General features: G+C 53.9%; 22 protein-coding genes and 4 tRNA genes. 20 read left to right on the forward strand and 6 right to left on the reverse strand.

The window, feature by feature from the left end; all coding sequences use genetic code 11:
- Positions 1 to 32: 32 nt before the first annotated feature.
- Both gppA and rhlB read right to left on the reverse strand, forming a co-directional pair.
- Positions 33 to 1,514, reverse strand: a complete 1,482-nt coding sequence (gene gppA, locus J4617_RS21590; RefSeq protein ID WP_001089450.1) for a guanosine-5'-triphosphate,3'-diphosphate diphosphatase — start codon at positions 1,512 to 1,514, stop codon at positions 33 to 35.
- A gap of 136 nt (positions 1,515 to 1,650) precedes the next feature.
- Complete coding sequence (gene rhlB / locus J4617_RS21595; protein WP_000047525.1) at positions 1,651 to 2,916, reverse strand: ATP-dependent RNA helicase RhlB; 1,266 nt, start codon at positions 2,914 to 2,916, stop codon at positions 1,651 to 1,653.
- Positions 2,917 to 3,059: 143 nt separating this feature from the next.
- Here rhlB and trxA point away from each other — a divergent pair, with 143 nt between their 5' ends.
- The 20 genes from trxA to J4617_RS21695 all read left to right on the forward strand — a co-directional run bounded on the left by trxA (position 3,060) and on the right by J4617_RS21695 (position 20,231).
- Complete coding sequence (trxA, locus tag J4617_RS21600; RefSeq protein ID WP_001280776.1) at positions 3,060 to 3,389, forward strand: thioredoxin TrxA; 330 nt, start codon at positions 3,060 to 3,062, stop codon at positions 3,387 to 3,389.
- Positions 3,390 to 3,636: 247 nt separating this feature from the next.
- Entirely contained in the window at positions 3,637 to 3,720 is an 84-nt protein-coding gene (locus tag J4617_RS21605) for a rho operon leader peptide (RefSeq protein WP_134820045.1), read from the forward strand.
- A gap of 87 nt (positions 3,721 to 3,807) precedes the next feature.
- Complete coding sequence (rho, locus tag J4617_RS21610) at positions 3,808 to 5,067, forward strand: transcription termination factor Rho (RefSeq protein WP_001054532.1); 1,260 nt, start codon at positions 3,808 to 3,810, stop codon at positions 5,065 to 5,067.
- Between the two features lie 239 nt (positions 5,068 to 5,306).
- On the forward strand, positions 5,307 to 6,410 hold the full coding sequence (gene wecA, locus J4617_RS21615) for a UDP-N-acetylglucosamine--undecaprenyl-phosphate N-acetylglucosaminephosphotransferase (RefSeq protein WP_001050945.1): 1,104 nt from the start codon (positions 5,307 to 5,309) through the stop codon (positions 6,408 to 6,410).
- Positions 6,411 to 6,421: 11 nt separating this feature from the next.
- On the forward strand, positions 6,422 to 7,468 hold the full coding sequence (gene wzzE / locus J4617_RS21620) for an ECA polysaccharide chain length modulation protein (RefSeq protein ID WP_000193413.1): 1,047 nt from the start codon (positions 6,422 to 6,424) through the stop codon (positions 7,466 to 7,468).
- Positions 7,469 to 7,523: 55 nt separating this feature from the next.
- A complete protein-coding gene (gene wecB / locus J4617_RS21625; protein ID WP_017465932.1) occupies positions 7,524 to 8,654 on the forward strand; it encodes a UDP-N-acetylglucosamine 2-epimerase (non-hydrolyzing) in 1,131 nt (376 codons plus the stop codon).
- Positions 8,651 to 9,913, forward strand: coding sequence for a UDP-N-acetyl-D-mannosamine dehydrogenase (gene wecC / locus J4617_RS21630; RefSeq protein ID WP_017465933.1), 1,263 nt, complete (start codon positions 8,651 to 8,653; stop codon positions 9,911 to 9,913). Before wecB ends, wecC begins: the two co-directional genes overlap by 4 nt.
- Positions 9,913 to 10,980 (forward strand): dTDP-glucose 4,6-dehydratase, encoded by a 1,068-nt coding sequence (gene rffG, locus J4617_RS21635; protein WP_000822153.1) that lies wholly within the window; start codon positions 9,913 to 9,915, stop codon positions 10,978 to 10,980. The genes wecC and rffG overlap by 1 nt, the downstream gene beginning before the upstream one ends.
- 32 nt (positions 10,981 to 11,012) lie before the next feature.
- Entirely contained in the window at positions 11,013 to 11,894 is an 882-nt protein-coding gene (rfbA, locus tag J4617_RS21640; RefSeq protein ID WP_000676077.1) for a glucose-1-phosphate thymidylyltransferase RfbA, read from the forward strand.
- Positions 11,872 to 12,549, forward strand: coding sequence for a dTDP-4-amino-4,6-dideoxy-D-galactose acyltransferase (gene rffC / locus J4617_RS21645; RefSeq protein WP_001145156.1), 678 nt, complete (start codon positions 11,872 to 11,874; stop codon positions 12,547 to 12,549). The genes rfbA and rffC overlap by 23 nt, the downstream gene beginning before the upstream one ends.
- 4 nt (positions 12,550 to 12,553) lie before the next feature.
- Complete coding sequence (rffA, locus tag J4617_RS21650; RefSeq protein ID WP_000612080.1) at positions 12,554 to 13,684, forward strand: dTDP-4-amino-4,6-dideoxygalactose transaminase; 1,131 nt, start codon at positions 12,554 to 12,556, stop codon at positions 13,682 to 13,684.
- 1 nt (position 13,685) lies between these two features.
- A complete protein-coding gene (gene wzxE, locus J4617_RS21655; RefSeq protein WP_000050295.1) occupies positions 13,686 to 14,936 on the forward strand; it encodes a lipid III flippase WzxE in 1,251 nt (416 codons plus the stop codon).
- Entirely contained in the window at positions 14,933 to 16,012 is a 1,080-nt protein-coding gene (locus J4617_RS21660; protein ID WP_017465934.1) for a TDP-N-acetylfucosamine:lipid II N-acetylfucosaminyltransferase, read from the forward strand. The genes wzxE and J4617_RS21660 overlap by 4 nt, the downstream gene beginning before the upstream one ends.
- A complete protein-coding gene (gene wzyE, locus J4617_RS21665; RefSeq protein ID WP_000055605.1) occupies positions 16,009 to 17,367 on the forward strand; it encodes an ECA oligosaccharide polymerase in 1,359 nt (452 codons plus the stop codon). Before J4617_RS21660 ends, wzyE begins: the two co-directional genes overlap by 4 nt.
- Complete coding sequence (gene wecG / locus J4617_RS21670; protein ID WP_000183623.1) at positions 17,364 to 18,104, forward strand: lipopolysaccharide N-acetylmannosaminouronosyltransferase; 741 nt, start codon at positions 17,364 to 17,366, stop codon at positions 18,102 to 18,104. Before wzyE ends, wecG begins: the two co-directional genes overlap by 4 nt.
- A gap of 206 nt (positions 18,105 to 18,310) precedes the next feature.
- Positions 18,311 to 19,696: an amino acid permease gene (locus J4617_RS21675; RefSeq protein WP_000818378.1), complete on the forward strand. Its 1,386-nt coding sequence runs from the start codon at positions 18,311 to 18,313 to the stop codon at positions 19,694 to 19,696.
- A 102-nt stretch (positions 19,697 to 19,798) separates the two neighbouring features.
- A tRNA-Arg gene (locus J4617_RS21680) sits at positions 19,799 to 19,875 on the forward strand.
- 54 nt (positions 19,876 to 19,929) lie between these two features.
- A tRNA-His gene (locus J4617_RS21685) sits at positions 19,930 to 20,005 on the forward strand.
- A gap of 20 nt (positions 20,006 to 20,025) precedes the next feature.
- Positions 20,026 to 20,112, forward strand: a tRNA-Leu gene (locus tag J4617_RS21690).
- A gap of 42 nt (positions 20,113 to 20,154) precedes the next feature.
- A tRNA-Pro gene (locus J4617_RS21695) sits at positions 20,155 to 20,231 on the forward strand.
- Positions 20,232 to 20,812: 581 nt separating this feature from the next.
- Here J4617_RS21695 and hemY read toward each other — a convergent pair.
- From hemY to hemC, 4 genes are read right to left on the reverse strand one after another with little or no spacing between them, the layout of a single operon-like run.
- A complete protein-coding gene (hemY, locus tag J4617_RS21700) occupies positions 20,813 to 22,009 on the reverse strand; it encodes a protoheme IX biogenesis protein HemY (RefSeq protein WP_023602562.1) in 1,197 nt (398 codons plus the stop codon).
- 2 nt (positions 22,010 to 22,011) lie between these two features.
- A complete protein-coding gene (gene hemX / locus J4617_RS21705; protein WP_000138962.1) occupies positions 22,012 to 23,181 on the reverse strand; it encodes a uroporphyrinogen-III C-methyltransferase in 1,170 nt (389 codons plus the stop codon).
- A 21-nt stretch (positions 23,182 to 23,202) separates the two neighbouring features.
- Positions 23,203 to 23,943 (reverse strand): uroporphyrinogen-III synthase, encoded by a 741-nt coding sequence (hemD, locus tag J4617_RS21710; RefSeq protein WP_000025495.1) that lies wholly within the window; start codon positions 23,941 to 23,943, stop codon positions 23,203 to 23,205.
- Complete coding sequence (gene hemC, locus J4617_RS21715; RefSeq protein WP_001521319.1) at positions 23,940 to 24,881, reverse strand: hydroxymethylbilane synthase; 942 nt, start codon at positions 24,879 to 24,881, stop codon at positions 23,940 to 23,942. The genes hemD and hemC overlap by 4 nt, the downstream gene beginning before the upstream one ends.
- Positions 24,882 to 24,964: the final 83 nt, after the last annotated feature.

Consider the following 24,964-nt stretch of genomic DNA (forward strand, 5'->3'; position numbering starts at 1 on the left):
AAGCGAAGCGTCATCCGGCAATCAGACTACGGTTAGCGAACGTCCAGCGGCCAGTGTACATAGCTTTGCCACTGGCTTTCCTGATCAATCAACTCTTTACCCAGCGGGTGATGCGCCAGCCAGTCGCCAGGCAAGGTTAACGTCAGATTTTCATTTAGCGCCCGTAGCGTAATTTCTGGTACCAGATCGTCACGACGGCGACCGGCAAAAAGAATCGCCAGGCGCAGCAAACGGCATAGCTGTTCCGCAACACGGGGCGGTACCGCGTTTTGCTGATGAAGCGAAGAGAGATCGACCGGATTGGTCTGATTCAGTAAGAGGGTGGCGAGCAATTTTTTCTGCGCGGGCGTATAGCCAGGCAGATCCAAATGGCGTACTAAATAGGCGGCATGATAGGGCGCCTGTTTAAAATCAACGCTCAGACCGATCTCATGCAATTGGCAAGCGCTCAGCAACAGTTCACGACTAATAGGCTCAATATGCCAGGCATTTTCTACCTGTTTGAGGAAGTTATCTGCCAGCTTCGCCACGCGATTTGCCTGATCGGTATCGACGATGAACCGACGCTGAATGTTTCGCAGCGTGCGGCTGCGGATATCCTGATCTACCGCCAGATGCAACATCCCATACACCAGCCCTTCGCGTAACGCGCCGCCTGCCAGCGTCATGCTCTGGATGTTCAGCTCGGTAAATATCGCGATCAGAATAGCCAGCCCGCTTGGGAAAACCAGCGCGCGCTCCAGCGTCAGGCCTTCGATTTCCAGCTCTTCCAGACGCCCGCACTGTATCGCGCGTTGTTTTAGCTGCTGCAGTTTGGCGAGCGTAATGCGCTCGTCCATCCCCTGCGCCATCATGATTTCCTGCAATGCCTGTACGGTGCCGGAGGCACCCACGCAGACCTTCCAGCCATGAAAACGCAGTTCATCGGCGACCGGACGCAGTACATCGCGCGCGGCCTTCTCCGCATCATCAAAGTTTTCTTGCGCCAGATTACGATCGCTAAAATAGCGTTCAAGCCACGTTACGCAGCCCATGGACAGGCTAAATAGCGACGTGGTTTGCGCGCCTGTGCCGGTAACCAGTTCAGTGCTGGCGCCGCCGATATCCACCACCAGTCGCTGATCTGCGCCGCCGGTGGTATGAGCGACCCCCTGATAAATCAGCCGCGCCTCTTCTTCGCCGCTGATAACCTGCACCGGACAACCAAGGATAGTCTGAGCTTTCGCGATAAATTCACCCGCATTGACGGCGAGACGCAATGTTGCGGTGGCAACCACGCGGATTTGTGGCTGCGGGATATCCTGCAAACGTTCAGCAAACAGACGCAGGCATTGCCAGCCGCGTTCCATCGCTTCGGCTGAAAGGTGGTTGTCGTTGTTCAGACCCGCGGCCAGACGCACCTTGCGTTTTATTCGGGTCAGCGTCTGGATGCTTCCCGCCGCCTCGCGCACGACCAGCATATGAAAACTATTGGAACCGAGATCAATGGCGGCATACAACGAGGTGGAATTCATACACTTCATCCTTCAACCTGTATCCGTGTTGGCTGCGTACACTCCCCTGAATCATTTACTAAAGTACGCTCATCGGGATTTGTTTTCTTGCCGCCTTGATACAGGCTAAATGATTTTGTGTATGGCATAACTTTTCTTAACCTGAACGACGACGATTACGCGGAGCGCCAGCACGACGCGGACCATTGCCAGGACGCGAACGCGTCAGACGCAACGGCTTGGGCAGATCGTTCATGAGCGCTTCCGGATTGTATTTGCTGACCGGAATCGAGTGGCCGATATAGCTCTCAATGGCGGGCAGATTCAGCGCATACTCTTCGCAAGCCAGGCTGATGGAATGTCCGCTGGCGCCAGCGCGACCGGTACGACCGATACGGTGAACATAGTCTTCACAATCGTCTGGCAGATCGTAGTTAAAGACGTGCGTTACGGCGGGGATATGCAACCCGCGCGCCGCGACATCGGTCGCCACAAGAATATCCAGATCGCCGCGGGTGAACTCATCCAGAATCCGCAGGCGCTTTTTCTGCGCGACGTCGCCGGTCAGCAGACCAACACGATGGCCATCTGCCGCCAGATGTCCCCAGATATCTTCGCAACGATGCTTGGTGTTGGCGAAAATAATGGCGCGATCCGGCCACTCTTCTTCGATCAGCGTTTGCAGTAAACGCATTTTCTCTTCATTAGAGGGGTAGAAAAGCTCTTCTTTAATGCGGTGGCCGGTCTTTTGCTCCGGTTCCACTTCAACATATTCGGCGTTGTTCATCTGTTCAAACGCCAGCTCGCGAACCCGATAAGACAGGGTGGCGGAGAACAACATGTTCAGACGCTGCGCAGCCGGCGGCATACGACGGAACAGCCAGCGGATATCTTTAATAAAGCCCAAATCGTACATGCGATCGGCTTCATCGAGTACGACGACCTGAATGGCGCCGAGGTTAATGTGGTTTTGTTTGGCGTAGTCGATCAGTCGGCCCGTCGTACCAATAAGAATATCAACGCCGCTTTCCAGCACTTTAAGCTGCTTGTCGTAACCATCGCCGCCGTAAGCCAGGCCTAATTTTAAGCCTGTCGCTTGCGCCAACGGCTCCGCGTCTGCGTGAATTTGTACGGCTAATTCACGCGTCGGCGCCATGATCAGCGCGCGCGGCTGGTTCACCTTGCGATCGTCGATCGCGGGATGAGAAAGTAAATAATGAAACGTTGACGTCAGAAACGCCATCGTTTTCCCGGTACCGGTTTGCGCCTGCCCTGCAACGTCACGACCCGCCAGCGTTAGCGGAAGGGCCAGTGCCTGAATGGGCGTACAATTATAAAACCCTTTTTTTTCAAGGGCTTCAACCACCTGTGGGTGCAGGGCGAAGTCGGAAAACTTCTGTTCTGTTAAATGTGTTTTGCTCATAGTGTGGTAGAATATCAGCTTACTATTGCTTTACGAAAGCGTATCCGGTGAAATAAAGTCAACCTTTGTTGGCGAAGTTAACATCAGCACCTCGTTGGTTAATGCTACACCAACACGCCAGGCTTATTCCTGTGGAGTTATATATGAGCGATAAAATTATTCACCTGACTGACGACAGTTTTGACACGGATGTACTCAAAGCGGACGGGGCTATCCTCGTTGATTTCTGGGCAGAGTGGTGCGGGCCGTGTAAAATGATCGCTCCGATTCTGGATGAAATCGCTGACGAATATCAGGGCAAATTGACCGTTGCCAAACTGAACATTGACCAGAACCCAGGTACTGCGCCTAAATATGGCATCCGCGGTATTCCGACTCTGCTGCTGTTTAAAAACGGCGAAGTGGCGGCAACCAAAGTAGGCGCACTGTCTAAAGGTCAGTTGAAAGAGTTTCTCGACGCCAATCTGGCGTAATACCTTTTATACGTCGAATGACAAAGGCGCTGTATGGTCAGGCGTCTGTCATTCGACGAATGATTAAGGTATCAGGCAGTTTCGTGGCGTCTGTTGTCCTTACGTTATTCTTAAATTGTCAGGATCTCTGGACGCCCGGTCTGAGTCGTGCTAAGTTAGTATTGACTTCGAATTAAACATACCTTATTAAGTTTGAATCTGGTTTTATCCGTCACTTCCCGTTTTTTCTCGCACGAGAAGTGGAAAGATTCCTGGCTCTTCGCTCATTCCGTCTTGTCGTTTCAGTTCTGCGTACTTTCCTGTGACCAGACAGCGAACAGACATGAGTTGATAGCCGTAAACAGGCATGGATGACCCTGCCATACCATTCACAACATTAAGTTCGAGATTTACCCCAAGTTTAAGAACTCACACCATTATGAATCTTACCGAATTAAAGAATACGCCGGTTTCTGAGCTGATCACTCTCGGCGAAAGTATGGGGCTGGAAAACCTGGCCCGTATGCGCAAGCAGGACATTATTTTTGCCATCCTGAAGCAGCACGCAAAGAGTGGCGAAGATATCTTTGGCGACGGTGTGCTGGAGATATTGCAGGATGGATTTGGTTTCCTCCGTTCTGCAGACAGCTCCTACCTCGCCGGTCCTGATGATATCTACGTTTCCCCCAGCCAAATCCGCCGTTTCAACCTCCGCACTGGTGATACCATTTCTGGTAAGATTCGCCCGCCGAAAGAAGGTGAACGCTATTTTGCGCTGTTGAAAGTTAACGAAGTTAACTACGACAAACCGGAAAACGCCCGTAACAAAATCCTCTTTGAGAACTTAACCCCGCTGCACGCAAACTCTCGTCTGCGTATGGAGCGTGGTAACGGTTCTACCGAAGACTTAACGGCGCGCGTTCTGGATCTGGCTTCGCCGATCGGTCGCGGCCAGCGCGGTCTGATTGTCGCGCCGCCGAAAGCGGGTAAAACCATGCTGCTGCAGAACATCGCGCAGAGCATCGCGTATAACCACCCAGACTGCGTGCTGATGGTGTTGCTGATCGACGAACGTCCGGAAGAAGTAACCGAGATGCAGCGTCTGGTGAAAGGCGAAGTGGTTGCGTCTACCTTTGACGAACCGGCATCCCGCCACGTTCAGGTTGCCGAAATGGTTATCGAGAAGGCGAAACGTCTGGTTGAACACAAGAAAGACGTTATCATCCTGCTCGACTCCATCACCCGTCTGGCGCGTGCCTACAACACCGTGGTGCCGGCGTCCGGTAAAGTACTGACCGGTGGTGTGGACGCTAACGCCCTGCATCGTCCGAAGCGTTTCTTCGGTGCGGCGCGTAACGTGGAAGAGGGCGGTAGCCTGACTATCATCGCGACGGCGCTAATCGATACCGGTTCCAAGATGGACGAAGTTATCTACGAAGAGTTTAAAGGCACCGGTAACATGGAGCTGCATCTCTCGCGTAAGATCGCTGAAAAACGTGTCTTCCCGGCTATCGACTACAACCGTTCCGGTACCCGTAAAGAAGAGCTGCTCACCACTCAGGAAGAGCTGCAGAAAATGTGGATCCTGCGTAAAATCATCCATCCGATGGGTGAAATTGACGCGATGGAATTCCTCATTAACAAACTGGCGATGACCAAAACTAATGACGACTTTTTCGAGATGATGAAGCGCTCATAACCTGGTCTTTACCTGAAAACGCCACGTTTTTACGTGGCGTTTTTGTTTTATATCTGTAATCTTAACGACACATTTACAAAACGATGATAAACCGGGTCCGGGCTTCGCCATCCATTCGTTATCGGTATCGTGTGGTTGATATTTAAACAATTCTGCCTGATTCAGAGCAGGGTTTCCCTTCTGAATAAAGGTCTTCATGGTTATACTTCTGGTACTAATTTTATCTGAGAGCACGCATTGTGAATTTACTGACCGTGAGTACTGATCTCATCAGTATTTTTTTATTCACGACACTGTTCCTGTTTTTTGCGCGTAAAGTTGCAAAAAAAATCGGTTTAGTGGATAAACCCAACTTTCGTAAACGCCACCAGGGGCTGATACCGTTGGTTGGAGGGATTTCGGTTTACGCAGGGATTTGCTTCACATTCGGAATTGTTGATCACTATATTCCTCATGCGTCGCTTTATCTTTCTTGTGCGGGCGTACTGGTTTTTATCGGTGCGCTGGACGACCGTTTTGATATCAGCGTAAAGATCCGTGCGACCATACAGGCCGCGATCGGTATCATTATGATGGTATTCGGTAAGCTCTATCTTAGCAGCCTCGGCTATATCTTTGGCTCCTGGGAGATGGTGCTCGGTCCCTTCGGTTATTTCCTTACTCTGTTTGCCGTATGGGCGGCGATCAACGCTTTCAATATGGTGGACGGTATTGACGGCCTGTTGGGCGGGCTATCCAGCGTCTCATTCGCGGCGATGGGGCTGATTTTATGGTTTGACGGTCAAACCAGCCTGGCAATATGGTGCTTCGCCATGATCGCCGCGATTCTGCCTTACATTATGCTTAATCTCGGTATTTTGGGGCGGCGTTATAAAGTCTTTATGGGCGATGCCGGTAGTACTCTGATTGGGTTTACCGTTATCTGGATCTTACTGGAAACGACGCAGGGGAAAACTCACCCTATCAGTCCGGTTACCGCGCTATGGATTATCGCTATCCCGCTGATGGATATGGTGGCGATTATGTATCGCCGTCTGCGTAAAGGAATGAGTCCCTTTTCCCCTGATCGTCAGCACATTCACCATCTTATCATGCGCGCCGGATTTACCTCTCGTCAGGCGTTTGTACTGATTACGCTTGCCGCCGCCATTCTGGCGGGAGTCGGCGTAGCGGCAGAATATTCTCATTTTGTTCCTGAATGGGTTATGTTGGTGCTCTTTTTGCTAGCATTCTTCCTCTATGGCTACTGCATTAAGCGGGCCTGGAAGGTGGCGAGATTTATTAAGCGTGTGAAGCGTCGCCTGCGCAGGCACCGTAAGAACCGGCCAAACTTAACCAAGTAAATGAGGATACGATGACACAACCATTACCGGGGGCACGCGCGGTGAGCGCTGAAAATGAACTGGATATTCGCGGGTTGTTTCGTACTTTATGGGCTGGCAAATTCTGGATTATCGGCATTGGCCTGCTATTTGCCCTTATCGCGTTAGCCTATACCTTTTTTGCTCGTCAGGAGTGGAGTGCGACGGCGATCACCGATCGCCCAACCGTAAATATGTTGGGCGGTTATTACTCCCAGCAGCAGTTTCTGCGCAACCTGGATATTAAGACCGATCCTGCTTCTTCCGATAAGCCCTCGGTGATGGATGAAGCGTATAAAGAGTTCATCATGCAACTTGCCTCCTGGGATACGCGTCGCGATTTCTGGTTACAGACGGACTATTACAAGCAGCGAATGGTCGGGAATAGCAAAGCTGATGCGGCGATGCTTGATGAACTGATCAATAACATACAGTTTACGCCCGGCGATTTTACACGCGCCATCAACGACAATGTGAAGCTGATTGCTGAAACTGCGCCGGACGCCAATAATTTGCTGCGTCAGTATGTTGCATTCGCCAGCCAGCGGGCGGCGAGCCATCTGAATGATGAATTAAAAGGTGCCTGGGCTGCGCGTACCGTGCAGATGAAAGCCCAGGTCAAACGGCAGGAAGAGGTTGCGAAAGCGATCTATTCGCGTCGTGTAAACAGTATTGAGCAGGCGCTCAAAATTGCGGAACAACATAATATTTCTCGTAGCGCGACGGATGTCCCGGCAGATGAATTACCGGACTCAGAGCTTTTTTTACTCGGTCGCCCTATGTTGCAGGCGCGTCTTGAAAATCTGCAAGCGGTTGGCCCTGCGTTCGATTTGGACTACTTTCAAAATCGGGCAATGTTGAATACGCTTAATGTGGGGCCGACCCTGGACCCTCGTTTTCAGACCTATCGTTATTTGCGTACGCCGGAAGAACCGGTAAAACGTGATAGCCCACGCCGAGCCTTCCTGATGATTATGTGGGGTATCGTTGGGGCGCTAATCGGTGCGGGCGTTGCCTTAACCCGTCGCCGCACGATTTAGCAACACCTCTGCAGTAGGGGGCTGGGCCCCTACTGTCTATTCGAAGAGAATCGATGTGAAAGTACTGACTGTATTTGGTACACGACCGGAGGCCATTAAGATGGCGCCTCTGGTCCATGCGCTGGAAAAAGATCCTCATTTCGAGGCCAAAGTATGCGTTACTGCGCAGCATCGGGAGATGCTTGATCAGGTATTAACTCTTTTTTCTATTGTGCCTGATTTCGATCTCAACATTATGCAGCCGGGACAGGGGTTGACGGAAATTACCTGCCGAATTCTGGAGGGATTAAAGCCGATCCTGGCAGATTTTAAACCTGATGTGGTGCTGGTTCATGGCGATACCACCACTACGATTGCTACCAGTCTGGCGGCTTTCTATCAACGAATTCCGGTAGGGCACGTAGAAGCCGGGTTGCGAACCGGCGATCTCTATTCCCCCTGGCCGGAAGAGGCAAACCGCACGCTGACCGGACATCTGGCGATGTACCACTTTGCGCCGACGGAAAACTCGCGGCAGAATCTGTTGCGGGAGAACATTCCGGATGAGCGCATTTTTGTCACTGGCAATACCGTTATTGACGCGCTGATCTGGGTACGCGATCGCGTTCTGACGAGCGATACATTACAGGCTGAACTGGCCGAGCAGTATCCTTTCCTCAACGCGAATAAGAAGATGATTTTGGTGACCGGTCATCGGCGTGAAAGCTTTGGTCAGGGCTTTGAGCATATCTGCCAGGCGCTGGCGGAAATCGCCGCCGCGAACCAGAATGTGCAAATTGTCTATCCGGTGCATCTCAATCCCAACGTCAGCGAACCTGTCAACCGTATCCTCGGCCATGTTGAAAACGTGGTACTGATTGAGCCGCAGGACTACTTACCTTTTGTCTGGCTGATGAATCACGCCTGGCTCATTCTGACCGATTCCGGCGGTATTCAGGAAGAAGCGCCGTCATTAGGTAAGCCGGTATTGGTCATGCGTGAAACCACAGAGCGTCCGGAAGCCATTACCGCTGGTACGGTAAGACTGATCGGCACGGACTCCCGGCGCATTGTGGCGGAAGTTATGCGTCTGCTGCACGACGAAAATGAATATCAAACCATGAGCCGCGCCCATAATCCTTATGGTGACGGGCAATCATGCACGCGCATTTTACAGGCGTTAAAAAGTTATCGGGTATCGTTATGAGTTTTACGACCATTTCTGTTATTGGGCTGGGGTATATCGGATTACCGACTGCGGCCGCTTTTGCTTCCCGCCAGAAGCAGGTTATCGGCGTGGATATCAACCAACATGCTGTAGACACCATAAATCGCGGTGAAATTCACATCGTGGAGCCGGCGTTGGGCAATGTGGTGAAGATGGCGGTGGAAGGCGGCTTTCTGCGTGCGACGACGACACCTGTCGAGGCCGATGCGTACCTGATTGCCGTGCCGACGCCATTCAAAGGCGATCACGACCCTGACATGGCCTATGTGGAAGCCGCGGCGAAATCCATTGCGCCGGTATTAAAAAAAGGGGCACTGGTGATTCTGGAATCAACATCGCCGGTCGGCGCAACGGAGCAAATGGCTGGCTGGCTGGGCGGGATGCGCCCGGATCTGACCTTTCCCCAGCAGGCGGGCGAGCAGGCCGACGTGAATATTGCCTATTGTCCGGAGCGTGTGCTGCCGGGTCAGGTGATGGTGGAACTTATTAAAAATGACCGTGTGATTGGCGGTATGACGCCAGTATGTTCGGCTCGCGCCAGCGCGCTGTACAAAATTTTCCTTGAGGGCGAATGCGTTGTCACCAACTCGCGCACCGCAGAGATGTGCAAGCTGACAGAAAATAGCTTCCGTGATGTGAATATCGCCTTTGCGAATGAATTGTCGCTGATTTGCGCCGAACAGGGGATTAACGTCTGGGAATTGATCCGTCTGGCGAACCGCCATCCGCGCGTCAATATTTTGCAGCCGGGCCCAGGCGTTGGCGGGCACTGCATTGCGGTCGATCCGTGGTTTATTGTGGCGCAAAATCCGCAGCAGGCGAGACTGATTCGCACCGCGCGTGAAGTGAATGACGGCAAACCGCACTGGGTGGTCGATCAGGTAAAAGCCGCGGTCGCAGATTGCCTGGCGGCCACCGATAAACGCGCCAGCGAAGTGAAAATCGCCTGTTTTGGGCTGGCCTTTAAGCCGAATATCGACGATCTGCGCGAAAGCCCGGCGATGGGGATCGCCCAAAGTATCGCCCGCTGGCACAGCGGCGAAACCCTGGTCGTCGAACCGAATATCCGTCAGTTGCCGAAAAAATTGGACGGACTTTGCACGCTGGCGAAACTGGACGCGGCGCTGACCGCCGCCGATGTGCTGGTGATGCTGGTCGATCACGACGAATTTAAAGCGATTCCCGGCGATGCGGTTCATCAACGTTATGTGGTTGATACCAAAGGAGTCTGGCGCTGATGAAACGCATTCTGGTGACCGGCGGCGCAGGCTTTATCGGATCTGCGGTGGTGCGGCATATCATCCATGAAACGGCAGACGCGGTGGTGGTGGTGGATAAACTCACCTATGCGGGCAACCTGATGTCTCTGGCATCGGTGACGCAAAGCGACCGTTTCGCCTTTGAGAAGGTGGATATCTGCGATCGGGCATCACTGGAGCGAGTTTTCCAGCAGTATCAGCCCGATAGCGTGATGCACCTGGCGGCGGAAAGCCATGTAGACCGTTCCATCGACGGCCCGGCGGCGTTTATTGAAACGAATATCGTTGGTACTTACACCTTGCTGGAAGCCGCTCGCGCTTACTGGTCCGCGCTTGACGCGGACGCTAAAGCGGCGTTCCGCTTCCACCATATCTCCACCGATGAAGTGTATGGCGATCTGCATACTGCAGACGATTTCTTCACCGAAACCACGCCATATGCGCCAAGCAGCCCTTATTCCGCCTCCAAAGCCAGCAGCGACCATCTGGTACGCGCCTGGTTACGTACCTACGGTCTGCCTACGCTTGTCACCAACTGCTCTAATAACTACGGGCCCTACCATTTCCCGGAAAAACTGATCCCGCTGATGATTCTGAACGCGCTGGCGGGTAAACCATTGCCGGTCTATGGCAACGGTCAGCAAATTCGCGACTGGCTGTATGTAGAGGATCATGCCCGTGCGTTGTATCACGTGGTGACGAACGGTGCGGTGGGCGAAACGTATAATATCGGCGGTCATAACGAACGTAAAAATCTGGATGTGGTCAGGACGATCTGCGCTCTGTTGGAGGAACTGGCCCCGCAAAAACCGCAGGGTGTGGCGAATTATCACGATCTGATTACCTTCGTCGACGATCGACCCGGCCATGACTTACGCTATGCCATCGACGCGTCGAAAATCGCCCGCGAGCTGGGCTGGACGCCGCAGGAAACCTTCGAAAGCGGGATGCGAAAAACCGTTCAGTGGTATCTCGCCAATGAGGCCTGGTGGAAACCCGTGCAGGATGGCAGTTATCAGGGCGAACGCTTAGGACTGAAACGCTAAACGACAGGTTCTTACTCCTGGAGGAGAAACGAATGAAAGGCATCATTCTGGCGGGAGGTTCCGGTACCCGGTTGCATCCCATTACGCGCGGCGTATCAAAGCAGCTTCTGCCCGTCTACGACAAACCGATGATTTACTATCCGTTATCGGTGCTAATGCTGGCGGGCATTCGTGAGATCTTGATCATCACCACGCCGGAGGATAAACGCGACTTTCAGCGTTTGTTGGGCGACGGCGCAGCATTCGGTATCGATTTACATTATGCCGAGCAGCCCAGCCCGGATGGGCTGGCGCAGGCCTTTATCATTGGCGAAACGTTCCTCAACGGTGAACCCTCATGCCTGGTATTGGGCGACAATATCTTTTTTGGTCAGGGCTTTAGCCCCAAACTCCGTCAGGTCGCGGCGCGTACCGAAGGTGCCACAGTATTTGGCTATCAGGTCATGGACCCGGAACGCTTTGGCGTCGTGGAGTTTGACGATGATTTTCGCGCGCTCTCGCTGGAAGAAAAGCCGAAACAGCCTAAATCTAACTGGGCGGTCACCGGCCTCTATTTCTATGACAGCAAGGTCGTCGAGTATGCGAAGCGCGTGAAACCGTCCGGGCGTGGTGAGCTGGAGATCACTTCTATCAACCAGATGTATCTGGAGGAAGGTAAGCTGACCGTTGAACTGCTGGGCCGCGGCTTCGCCTGGCTGGATACGGGCACCCACGACAGTCTGATTGAGGCGAGCACTTTTGTGCAGACGGTGGAAAAGCGCCAGGGCTTCAAAATTGCCTGTCTGGAGGAGATTGCCTGGCGCAACGGCTGGCTGGATGATGATGGTTTGAAACGCGCCGCCAGTCAGCTTGAAAAAACCGGCTATGGCCAATATTTACTGGAGTTGCTCCGTGCCCGTCCGCGCCAGTATTGAACCGTTACTCTGGGAAAATACGTTTTTTGGCGTGAATAGCGGCATTGTGCGTATCGATGCCTCAGCGCCCGAATTAACGCCAGAAGCGCTGCAGGCGTGGCAACGCGTGCAGGTAAAAGTGCCGGCTGAAAACATCGCCTGGCTGTCGGCGTTGCAATCGCTGGGATTCTCTTTGGTTGAAGGCGAGGTGGATTTTGCGTTGCCGGTAAAAGGGCATCGCGACCAGCATGGCGCGGAAATTGCACACCTTACGGACATTCCTGCTTTGCGTCAGTTGGCCGGAGAGGCGTTTACGCAGAGTCGTTTTCGCGCGCCGTGGTATGCGCCCGACGCCAGCGCCCGTTTTTACGCCCAGTGGATTGAGAATGCGGTACGCGGCACGTTTGATCACCAATGCCTGGTGCTTCGCACGGAGACAGGCGCTATCCGCGGTTACGTCTCGCTGCGGGAATTGAATGATACCGACGCGCGCATTGGCCTGTTGGCCGGACGCGGCGCGGGAGCGGAACTTATGCAGGCGGCGATCTGTTGGGCGCAGAGTCGCGGCAAAGCAACATTGCGGGTGGCGACCCAGTTGGGCAACACCGCCGCGCTTAAACGTTACATACAAAGCGGTGCCAATATCGAAAGCACTGCGTACTGGTTATACAGGTGACAACATGATTCCTTTTAATGCGCCGCCGGTGGTGGGAACCGAACTCGAATACATGCAGTCTGCAATGAGCAGCGGCAAACTGTGCGGCGACGGCGGCTTTACGCGTCGTTGCCAGCAGTGGCTGGAGCAACATTTCGGCAGCGCGAAGGTGTTGCTGACGCCTTCCTGTACCGCGTCTCTGGAGATGGCGGCCCTGTTGTTGGATATTCAGCCCGGCGATGAAGTGATCATGCCGAGCTTTACGTTTGTCTCCACCGCTAACGCTTTTGTCCTGCGCGGCGCGAAAATTGTATTTGTCGATATTCGTCCGGATACGATGAATATTGACGAAACGCTGATTGAGGCGGCGATTACTGATAAAACCCGCGCTATCGTGCCGGTACACTACGCTGGCGTCGCTTGTGAAATGGACGTCATCATGGCGCTGGCGGATAAGTATAATCTGTTCGTTGTCGAGGATGCCGCCCAGGGTGTGATGTCCACGTACAAAGGGCGCGCATTAGGGACGATCGGTCACATCGGCTGTTTTAGCTTCCATGAAACCAAAAATTACACCGCTGGCGGCGAAGGCGGCGCGACGCTGATCAACGATCGTACGCTGATTGAACGCGCGGAGATCATCCGCGAAAAAGGCACCAACCGTAGCCAGTTCTTCCGTGGTCAGGTGGACAAATACACCTGGCGGGATATCGGCTCCAGTTATTTGATGTCCGATCTGCAGGCTGCCTACCTGTGGGCGCAACTGGAGGCCGCCGATCGTATCAATCAACAGCGTCTGTCGCTGTGGCAGACTTACTACGATGCGTTAACGCCGCTGGCGCGCGCCGGGCGTATCGAGCTGCCTTCTATTCCGGAAAACTGCGGGCATAATGCCCATATGTTTTACATCAAACTGCGGGATATCGCCGATCGCAGCGCGCTGATTAATTTCCTGAAAGAGGCGGAAATCATGGCGGTATTCCATTACATTCCGCTGCATGATTGTCCGGCGGGCGATAAATTCGGCGAGTTTATCGGGGACGATGTCTACACCACAAAAGAGAGCGAACGTTTGCTGCGTCTGCCGCTGTTTTATAACCTTGCGCCCGTCGATCAACGAACGGTGATTACTACCTTGCTAAATTATTTCTCCTGATATGTCGCTTGCTAAAGCCTCCCTGTGGACGGCGGTCAGTACGCTGGTAAAAATTGGCGCCGGACTGCTGGTGGTGAAACTACTGGCCGTCTCTTTTGGTCCGGCGGGCGTCGGACAAGCGGGTAACTTCCGCCAGATGATTACCGTGCTGGGCGTATTGGCTGGCGCCGGGATATTTAACGGCGTTACCAAACTTGTCGCACAACATCATGATAACCCGGCGCAGTTACGTACCGTGGTGGGAACCTCCTCCGCGATGGTATTGGGGTTCTCTACGCTGCTGGCGCTGGTCTTCTTGCTGGCGGCGGCGCCGATTAGCCAGGGATTGTTCGGTCATACGGACTATCAAGGGCTGGTGCGTCTGGTTGCGCTGGTACAAATGGGGATCGCCTGGGCGAACCTGCTGCTGGCGCTAATGAAGGGCTTTCGTGACGCGTCGGGTAATGCCTTATCGTTAATTGTCGGCAGCTTTTTGGGCGTCGCCGCCTGGTATCTCTGCTACCGTGTCGGCGGCTATGAAGGTGCTCTGCTTGGTCTGGCGCTGGTGCCGGCGCTAGTGGTAGTGCCAGCCGGTATAATACTGATTAAGCGCGGCACCGTCCCGCTACGCTATCTCAAGCCCTCCTGGGACAATGGTCTGGCAGGGCAGCTCAGTAAATTTACCCTGATGGCGCTGATTACCTCCGTTACGATGCCGGTTGCCTATGTGATGATGCGAAACCAACTGGCCGCGCACTATAGCTGGAGCGATGTCGGGATCTGGCAGGGCGTAAGCAGCATTTCTGACGCCTATCTGCAATTTATCACCGCCTCCTTCAGCGTTTACCTGTTACCCACGCTCTCACGCCTGACGGAAAAACAGGACATTACGCGTGAAGTGGTAAAAGCGCTGAAATTTGTTTTACCGGCGGTTGCGGCGGCGAGTTTTACCGTCTGGCTACTGCGCGATTTTGCTATCTGGCTGCTTTTTTCCGCCAAATTCACCGCGATGCGCGATCTGTTCGCCTGGCAGTTAGTGGGCGACGTGCTGAAAGTCGGCGCCTATGTTTTCGGTTATCTGGTGATTGCCAAAGCGTCGTTGCGATTTTACATTCTGGCTGAAATTAGCCAGTTCATTCTGTTAACGGCGTTCGCTCACTGGCTGATTCCCGCTCACGGCGCGCTGGGTGCGGCACAGGCTTATATGGCCACCTATATTGTCTATTTTTCACTTTGTTGCGGCGTATTTTTACTCTGGCGTAGGCGAGCATGACTGTACTGATTCACGTCCTGGGATCGGATATCCCTCACCATAACCACACCGTGCTGCGGTTTTTCAATGATACGCTGGCCGCCACAAGCGAGCACGCGCGCGAATTTATGGTTGCCGGCGAGGATAACGGCTTCACGGAAAGCTGTCCGGCGCTCTCGCTTCGTTTTTATGGCAGTAAGAAAGCGCTGGCGCAGGCGGTCATCGCCAAAGCGAAAGCAAATCGTCGACAAAGATTCTTCTTTCACGGTCAGTTCAACACCAGCCTGTGGCTGGCGCTGTTAAGCGGCGGTATTAAGCCTGCTCAGTTTTACTGGCATATCTGGGGCGCGGATCTCTACGAAGTGTCCCACGGGCTGAAATTCCGCCTTTTCTACCCGCTTCGTCGTATCGCGCAGGGGCGAGTAGGGGGCGTATTCGCGACGCGCGGCGATCTCAGCTATTTTGCGCGCCAGCACCCGGGCGTACGCGGCGAGTTGCTCTATTTCCCGACGCGCATGGACCCTTCCCTGAATGCTATGGCAAAAGAGCGCCAACGTGCGGGGAAATTGACCATTTTGGTAGGGAACTCCGGCGATCGCAGTAACCAACATATTGCGGCGTTACGGGCGGTGTATCAGCAGTTTGGCGACACGGTAAACGTGGTGGTGCCGATGGGCTATCCGGCCAATAACCAGGACTATATTGATGAGGTTCGTCAGGCCGGTCTGGCGCTATTTAGCGCCGAAAATCTACAAATTCTTAGCGAAAAAATGGAATTTGATACCTATCTTGCGCTGTTGCGCCAGTGCGACCTCGGTTATTTTATTTTTGCCCGCCAACAGGGGATCGGGACGTTGTGTCTGCTAATTCAGGCCGATATCCCGTGCGTACTGAACCGCGACAATCCTTTCTGGCAGGATATGGCGGAACAGCATCTGCCCGTCCTGTTTACCACGGACGATCTTAATGAGCAGGTCGTGCGCGAGGCGCAGCGTCAGCTCGCATCGGTAGATAAAAGCGGCATCACCTTCTTTAGCCCCAACTACCTGCAACCGTGGCATAATGCGTTGAGAATCGCCGCAGGAGAAGCCGAATGAGTTTAATGCAATTCAGCGGGCTGCTGGTGGTCTGGCTGCTCTCTACGCTGTTTATCGCCACGCTGACCTGGTTTGAATTCCGCCGCGTGCGTTTTAACTTCAACGTTTTCTTTTCGTTGCTGTTTTTGTTGACCTTCTTTTTTGGTTTTCCGCTAACCAGCGTGCTGGTATTTCGTTTCGACGTTGGCGTCGCGCCGCCGGAAATCTTATTGCAGGCTCTATTATCCGCCGCCTGTTTCTACGGCGTGTATTACGTGACCTATAAAACGCGTTTACGCAAACGCGTTGTGGATGTACCACGCAAGCCGCTATTTACCATGAACCGGGTGGAAACCCACCTTACCTGGGTGATCCTGATGGGCATCGCGCTGGTGAGCGTGGCGATTTTCTTTATGCATAACGGCTTTTTGCTGTTCCGGCTGCACTCCTACAGCCAGATATTTTCCAGCGAAGTCTCCGGCGTGGCGTTAAAACGGTTCTTCTACTTCTTCATTCCGGCGATGCTGGTGGTCTATTTCCTGCGCCAGGACAGCAAAGCGTGGCTGTTTTTTCTGGTGAGCACCGTCGCGTTTGGCCTGTTGACCTACATGATTGTCGGCGGCACGCGCGCCAACATCATTATTGCGTTTGCTATCTTCCTGTTTATCGGCATTATTCGGGGCTGGATCAGCCTGTGGATGCTGGCGGCGGCGGGCGTGCTGGGGATTGTCGGTATGTTCTGGCTGGCGCTCAAACGCTACGGATTAAATGTGAGCGGCGATGAGGCGTTCTATACGTTTCTTTATCTGACGCGCGATACCTTTTCGCCGTGGGAGAATCTGGCGCTGCTGTTGCAAAATTACCACAATATCGATTTTCAGGGGCTGGCCCCTATCGTGCGTGATTTCTACGTCTTTATTCCCACCTGGTTATGGCCGGGACGACCCAGTATCGTGCTGAATTCTGCGAATTACTTCACCTGGGAAGTCCTGAACAACCATTCTGGCCTGGCGATATCGCCAACGCTTATCGGATCGCTGGTGGTCATGGGCGGGGCGCTGTTTATTCCGCTCGGCGCGATCGTCGTCGGGCTGATTATCAAATGGTTCGACTGGCTGTATGAACTGGGTAACCGGGAGCCCAATCGCTATAAGGCGGCGATTCTGCACAGTTTCTGCTTTGGCGCCATCTTTAATATGATTGTGCTGGCGCGAGAAGGGCTGGATTCGTTTGTTTCGCGCGTGGTTTTCTTCCTGGTGGTTTTTGGCGCCAGCCTGCTGGTCGCTAAGCTTCTGTTCTGGTTATTTGATAGCGCCGGACTGATTCATAAACGTACAACTTCGCTCCCTCAGGCACAGGTGGAAGGAAAACTATGACCAATAATGCCGCTGCGCCCCTTTACTCGCTGCGTGGATTACCTCTGATTGGCTGGCGCGACATGTCACACGCGCTGAATTATCTGTTTGCCGATGGTCAACTGAAGCAAGGCACGTTGGTGGCGATCAACGCCGAAAAGCTGCTGACGGCGGAAGATAATCCGGAAGTCCGCGCGTTGATAGCGGCGGCGGAATTTAAATATGCCGATGGCATCAGCGTGGTGCGTTCAATACGTAAAAAATTTCCGCAGGCGCAGGTTTCTCGCGTGGCTGGCGCCGACCTTTGGGAAGCGTTAATGGCGCGCGCGGGGAAAGAAGGCACGCCGGTATTTCTTGTCGGCGGCAAGCCTGAGGTGCTGGCGCAGACGGAAGCAAAACTGCGGACGCAGTGGAACGTCAATATTGTGGGTAGCCAGGATGGTTACTTTACGCCGGAGCAGCGTCAGGCGCTATTTGCGCGTATCCATGTCAGCGGCGCGAAAATTGTCACCGTCGCGATGGGATCGCCAAAACAGGAATTACTCATGCGCGATTGTCGGGAAGTGCATCCCCATGCGTTATATATGGGGGTGGGCGGGACCTATGATGTGTTTACCGGTCACGTCAAACGCGCCCCAAAAATATGGCAGAACCTGGGGCTGGAGTGGTTGTATCGTCTGCTTTCGCAACCGAAGCGTATTACCCGCCAGATGCGTCTGCTGCGCTACCTTCGCTGGCACTATACTGGCGATCTCTAATTCTCCCTTCTGATGACTTGAGCAGCGGATTGTGCTTATGGCGCTGCTCATTTACAACATAATCGATGATTTCTTACACAATAAGTGCATTTTTTTAATGCTCCATTTGCCATTTGTCCAAATTTAAGAAAATATTCGCAACAATCGATGTACCCATAACAATAACCGGTACTACCGGAACCGTTGCAAACACGACATGAGGATTTATGGCAGAGAAAAAACCGGAGCTACAGCGTGGGCTGGAAGCTCGTCATATTGAATTGATTGCCCTCGGGGGCACCATCGGCGTCGGACTCTTTATGGGCGCCGCCAGTACGCTGAAATGGGCGGGCCCGTCAGTGCTGCTGGCGTATATCATCGCCGGATTGTTCGTCTTTTTCATCATGCGTTCGATGGGGGAGATGCTCTTTCTGGAACCTGTTACCGGCTCCTTTGCCGTGTACGCCCACCGGTATATGAGTCCTTTTTTTGGCTATCTTACCGCCTGGTCATACTGGTTTATGTGGATGGCGGTCGGGATCTCGGAAATTACCGCCATTGGGGTCTACGTCCAGTTCTGGTTTCCGGAGATGGCGCAGTGGATACCGGCGCTGATTGCCGTCGGACTGGTCGCGTTGGCGAATCTGGCTGCGGTGCGCCTGTATGGTGAAATCGAGTTCTGGTTTGCGATGATCAAAGTCACCACGATTATTGTGATGATCATCATCGGCCTGGGGGTGATTTTCTTCGGCTTTGGTAACGGCGGCCAGGCGATTGGCTTTGGTAATCTGACCGAGCATGGCGGCTTTTTTGCCGGCGGCTGGAAAGGCTTTCTGACCGCATTATGTATCGTGGTGGCCTCTTATCAAGGGGTTGAGTTGATCGGTATTACCGCCGGTGAAGCGAAGAATCCGCAGGTGACGTTGCGTAGCGCGGTGGGTAAAGTGCTGTGGCGTATCCTGATTTTTTATGTTGGCGCGATTTTCGTGATCGTCACCATTTTCCCGTGGAATGAGATTGGCAGTAACGGCAGTCCCTTTGTGCTCACCTTCGCGAAAATCGGCATCACCGCCGCGGCAGGCATTATCAACTTTGTCGTGCTGACGGCGGCGCTCTCCGGCTGTAACAGCGGAATGTATAGCTGTGGGCGTATGCTTTACGCGCTGGCGAAAAACCGTCAACTGCCGGCGGCAGTCGCGAAAGTCTCTCGCCACGGCGTGCCGGTCGCGGGCGTGGCGCTCTCTATTTTGATTTTGCTGGTAGGTTCTTGCCTGAACTACATTATCCCCAATCCGCAGCGCGTCTTTGTTTACGTTTATAGCGCCAGCGTACTGCCGGGGATGGTGCCGTGGTTTGTCATTCTGATTAGCCAACTGCGCTTTCGTCGGGCGCATAAAGAAGCGATTGCGGATCATCCTTTTCGTTCCATTATGTTTCCGTGGGCGAACTATTTGACGATGGCGTTTCTGGTTTGCGTTTTAATCGGCATGTACTTTAATGAAGATACGCGCATGTCGCTGTTTGTCGGCGTCATCTTCCTGCTGGCCGTCACGCTGGTCTACAAAGTTTTCGGTCTGAATCGTCACGGAACCGCCCACAAGGTGGGGGAATAAGCGCCAAAATGCGCAAAGCATAACCAAACGCGCATTTTATTTAAAAAGGCACTGGACAGCGGGGTGTGAAGTCCGTATTATCCACCCCCGCAACGGCGCTAAGCGCCCGTAGCTCAGCTGGATAGAGCGCTGCCCTCCGGAGGCAGAGGTCTCAGGTTCGAATCCTGTCGGGCGTACCATTTATTTAGGTGCTTGAGCTGCGGTGGTTTAATACCGCGTAAAAAGTTTCAGTGGTGGCTATAGCTCAGTTGGTAGAGCCCTGGATTGTGATTCCAGTTGTCGTGGGTTCGAATCCCATTAGCCACCCCATTAATATAGAGTTGTGAAACGCGAAGGTGGCGGAATTGGTAGACGCGCTAGCTTCAGGTGTTAGTGTCCTTACGGACGTGGGGGTTCAAGTCCCCCCCCTCGCACCACGACTCAATGAATTGAACTAAAAATTCAAAAAAGCAGTATATCGGCGAGTAGCGCAGCTTGGTAGCGCAACTGGTTTGGGACCAGTGGGTCGGAGGTTCGAATCCTCTCTCGCCGACCAATTTTGAACCCCGCTTCGGCGGGGTTTTTTGTTTTCTGTTCCTTTTCAACCCCTTATCCCGCACGTGTTGCCATTATGATTTGTTGGCGATATCCCAGGCTTCATTTGTCGCTATTCGGTGACGAGTAATCTATTGATTTATAATCACTTTGTAAAAAACATCCTGTTCTGTCTCCACCGGGCGACACGCTAAAACCTCGCCAGCGGCGGGGGGATGACAATCGCGTGAATTCTCTACGTTTTTTTAATGCCTGCGCCTGTTTTTTAGCGGTGCAAAGATGGCACGTTATGTGCAATAATGTACGGGTAGATGCTCATTCCATCTCTTATGTTCGCCTTCTGGCCTCATAAACTCAGGAATGATGCAGAGCCGTTTACGGTGCTTATCGTCCACTGACAGATGTCGCTTACGCCTCATCAAACACCCTGGACACAACGTTGAGTGAAGCACCCCTTTATGTTGTCATACAGACCTGTTTTGACGCCTGCCCCTTAACCGGGCAGGCGTTTTTTTATGCATCCCGAATGATTTTGTGTAGGCGGTAGGCCCGGTAAGCGAAGCGCCACCGGGCAAGAGGGAATTACTGCGGGGGATTGTTCTGTAATGTCAGCATCAAGCCATCGCGCCGCATGGCGGCGGCCTCTTCCGGTTGATGCAGTCGATCAAGCGCATCGGCAAGCCAGGCATAATCATACGCGTCCGGGCGTTGTTTCAGCGCGGCGCGGAAAGCCAGGGTCGCCTCCTGCCATTCACCGTGTTTCATTAGCGACTGGCCGAGCGTGCTCCATAACAGCGGGCGATCGCCTACCGTCTTGATTTGCTGGCGCAGCACTTTCTCCAGTTGTTCCGGATTATTGGTTCTGAGGCGAGGAATGGGCAGCACCAGCCGATCGTCATACTGGCGTTTCAGACCGTCGATGATAATCTGCTGCGCCATATCATGATCGTCACACTCGATTAGATGCTCGGCCATCGCGACCTGCAGCGCCACCTGATGGCGGGTTTTACGGCTTTGGTTTTTCCACCAGGTGCGTAATCCTTCGCTGCCCTGCTCGGCACGCGCCTGATCCATGAGTCCTATCCACGCCTGTTGTTCGAGCATGGCGCGATGCGCTTCATCGCCGACGTGCGCTTTCGCCATGGATGGGATGATATCCAGTAACGAACTCCATGCGCTGGTGCGAATATAGGCCTGCTCCGCCAGACGCAGAACTTCCGGGTGACGCGGCGTGACCTCCAGCAGTTTGTCCACGCCGTGACGCGCTGCGTGATTTTCATTGCGCGCCAGCTGTAAGCGCACGCGCGTGATCTCGACCGGGATGGTGTCGTTCCCCGCCAGCTCTGCCGCACGTTCAAGGTGCTGATTAGCGCGTGCTTCATCGCCGCGCTGCTGCGCCGCTTCTGCCGCCAGCAGATAATTTACCACCGGTTGTTCAGCATGGTCGGCATTTTTTGACATCAGCTTTTCAACCTGCTGATAGTCGCCCTCCGCCAGCTTCAGCAGCGCCTGTTCGGTCTGCTTGCGAGCGCGACGGCGTTTACGACCGGCAAACCAACCGCGGGTGTGCGCGCCGGTACGAAACAGACGGCGTAGTAACCACTCAATGGCGAATAGCACCACCATAGCGACGATGAGAATGATCGCCAGGCCGGTGACGCTGGTTTCAATGTTGTAGGTATCGGTCTGGATTAACACATAGCCCTGGTGACCGGCTATCATCGGGCCGACCACGATACCCGCGAGCAACAACACAAAGAGCAATAATACTTTTAGCATCATTATTCTCCTTGCGGCGCGGCTGCCGGAGCGTCTGTCTGCGTGGCAGGCGCTGCCGTAGAGACTGTCGGTTGCGCCAGCAGATTACGCACGCGGGTTTGCATCAGTTTTTCAAGAATCGCCTGGCTTCCCAGAGTTTCCGGCAGATCCATCGTGATATTTTGCTGGCTTAATTTATCGACCTCCTCCAGGAAGGCTTTTGTCGCGGCGTCGTCAGTATCGTAATAAGCGCGAACCCAGGTCGAAACGTTATCCAGCGCCTGACGGTATGTTTCTTCCTGATGGCGTGGCACGGCCTGCGCGGCGACTAACAGGCGGGAGCGAATATTTTCGCGTAAATAGACGTCCTGGTTGGGCGCCAACAGCGGTACGGCGGTATCATCGCGGCGGCGAATGGTAATAAAGCTGTCCATAAAGTTCTGCCAGCTTTTTTGCAGGTTAACGCGCCATTCGCTTAGCGAGCTGGACAGCTCGCTGCTGTCTGAATCCATCGGCGAACCATCGGTATCGTTATCCGCCAGACGCAGGTTATCGATTTGGTTAGAGAGCTGATTGAGCTTGAGAATAATTCCGTCGTAGTCGATCTGCGCAACGGATGACAGGCTGGCGATATCGTCAGTAATCGCGCGTCGTGCAGTAATCAGGCTAGGGTCATTCATGTCCGCCAGACTGGCGTCAGCGCTTTTGAGCAGCGCAGCGGCGGTAGTGACGTCCTGATCGCTCCACAGCTTGCGTCCGGCGAGTTTCACCAGGAAATCAGCCTGCGCCAGCAGCCAGGTTTTAGCATCGCTGCCGGAAATAGTGGCGACTTTTTGTTGTACTTCATCAAGCTGTTTCGCCAGCGCCGCCTGTTGGCGATTCGCGTCATCTAACTGCGCCGCTTGTTTTTTGATAATCCCTTCCAGCTCCGCTTTTTGGCTCTCCTGCGCCTTTTGCAAGGCGGTTAGTTGCGTCGCCAGCGCATCGCTGGTTTCCGTTTGCGCGGTTGCCTGCTGTTTTCCCCAGCCATAAAGCCCAATACCTGCCGCCAGGGCAATCGCAATCGCCACCGCGCTTAATACCAGCGCGGCGCCGTTCTTACTTTTTTTCTCGGTATTAACTGGCTGTGGCGTGGTTTCCACGCTCTCCCTGGTCTCATCAACCACGGCGGAGGATTTTTCTTGTTCCGTCATTATGGCATCCCATTATGAGAGTTATTGTAATGCGCGCAACAGCGCATCGTTGTCGGCGTTATCAGCGACCTTAATATCTTGCCAGCCCAGCTCCCGGGCGAGGTGCGCCAGACGTTCACTGACGACCAATAGCCGACAGCGTAGTAACCAGTGCTCACGATACCACTGGGGAGTCAGCGACCAGAGCCGTTGCAACATCTCGCCGCTGGTAACAACAAGCGTTGTTACGCCGCGAGTATGCCAGCGCATCGCTTCTTCCGCGCCATCGTAATGTTTCGCACATCGTTGATAACATTCACAAAAACTGACTTCGGCTCCGCGAGCTGTCAGGGTTTCGCCCAGCAGTTCGCGGCCGCCATTGCCACGCAAAATCAGCGCGCGTTTGCCCGCAATATTTTGTAATTCAGGTAATTGTAGCAAGGCTTCGCTGATTTCCCGATCCAATGGATAACGAATATCGAACCCGCTAACGGTATGAAGGGCGAGCGCCGTGGTGCGGCCAATCGCGAAATAGCGCGGCGACGCAGGCCAGTTTCGACCATCCCGCTGGAGCTGGGCGTGAGCAAAGGCGACAGCGTGCTGTGAAAGGGCAAAAACCAGATCGTTTTCCGTCAGCGTCGCCAGGCGGTCGGCCAGGGTGGGTAGCTCCCGACCGGCGACAAATTCAATCAGTGGAAAACTCCAGGCCACCTGCCCCAGTGCGCGCAGACGGCTCACTAATGCTTCCCCTGCGGGAGAGGGGCGGGTGATCAGAATACTCATGCGGGCGTCTCGCCGTTATAAACTTCTGTCAGAATCGCGCGTGCGCCGTTTTCCAGCAGTTCCTCTGCAAGCGAGATGCCCATTTGCTCCGCCTGCTCGGGAGAACCACGACGTTCGCCGCGCACCATCACCGAACCGTCCGGTGCGCCAACCAGCGCGCGTAACCAAATTTCACCGTTGATGATTTCTGCATAGCTGCCAATCGGCACCTGACATCCGCCTTCCAGGCGGGTGTTCATAGCGCGTTCCGCCGTTACGCGTAGCGCGGTTTGCGAGTGATTCAACGGTGCGAGCAGCGCCTGTGTTCGCGCGTCGTCAAGACGACACTCAATCCCGACGGCGCCCTGGCCTACGGCAGGAAGCGAAACGTCGGGCGGCAAGGCTGTGCGAATGCGCGACTCCAGACCTAAGCGTTTCAGACCGGCCACGGCCAGGATAATGGCGTCATAGTCGCCGTTGTCCAGCTTGCCGAGACGTGTGCCGACGTTGCCGCGCAACGAACGGATAATGAGGTCCGGACGGCGTTCCGCCAGTTGACACTGACGACGCAAACTGGACGTCCCGACGATACTACCCGCGGGCAGATCGTCCAGACTGTGATATTTATTCGAGACAAACGCGTCGCGCGGATCTTCGCGCTCGCAAATGGTCACCAGACCGAGACCGTCCGGGAAGGCCACCGGAACGTCTTTCATAGAGTGCACGGCGATATCAGCGCGTTTTTCCAGCAGCGCGATTTCAAGCTCTTTAACAAACAGTCCCTTACCGCCCACTTTCGCCAGGGGAGTATCGAGAATCACGTCGCCGCGTGTGACCATCGGCACCAGTTCTACCGTCAGTCCCGGATGGGTTGCCATCAATGCGTCTTTGACATAATGTGCCTGCCAAAGCGCAAGGGGACTTTGGCGTGTGGCAATTCTTAAAACATTGTCTAACATGCTTGTTACCGTCATTATCAATCATTGACCATCCTAACATCCTTATAGAGAGTATGTTAGTTTTCCGGTCACCGTGAGTGAGA

The organism is Salmonella sp. 32010601201800023SM, assembly GCF_017572235.1.
Classification (GTDB): Bacteria; Pseudomonadota; Gammaproteobacteria; order Enterobacterales; family Enterobacteriaceae; genus Salmonella; species Salmonella enterica.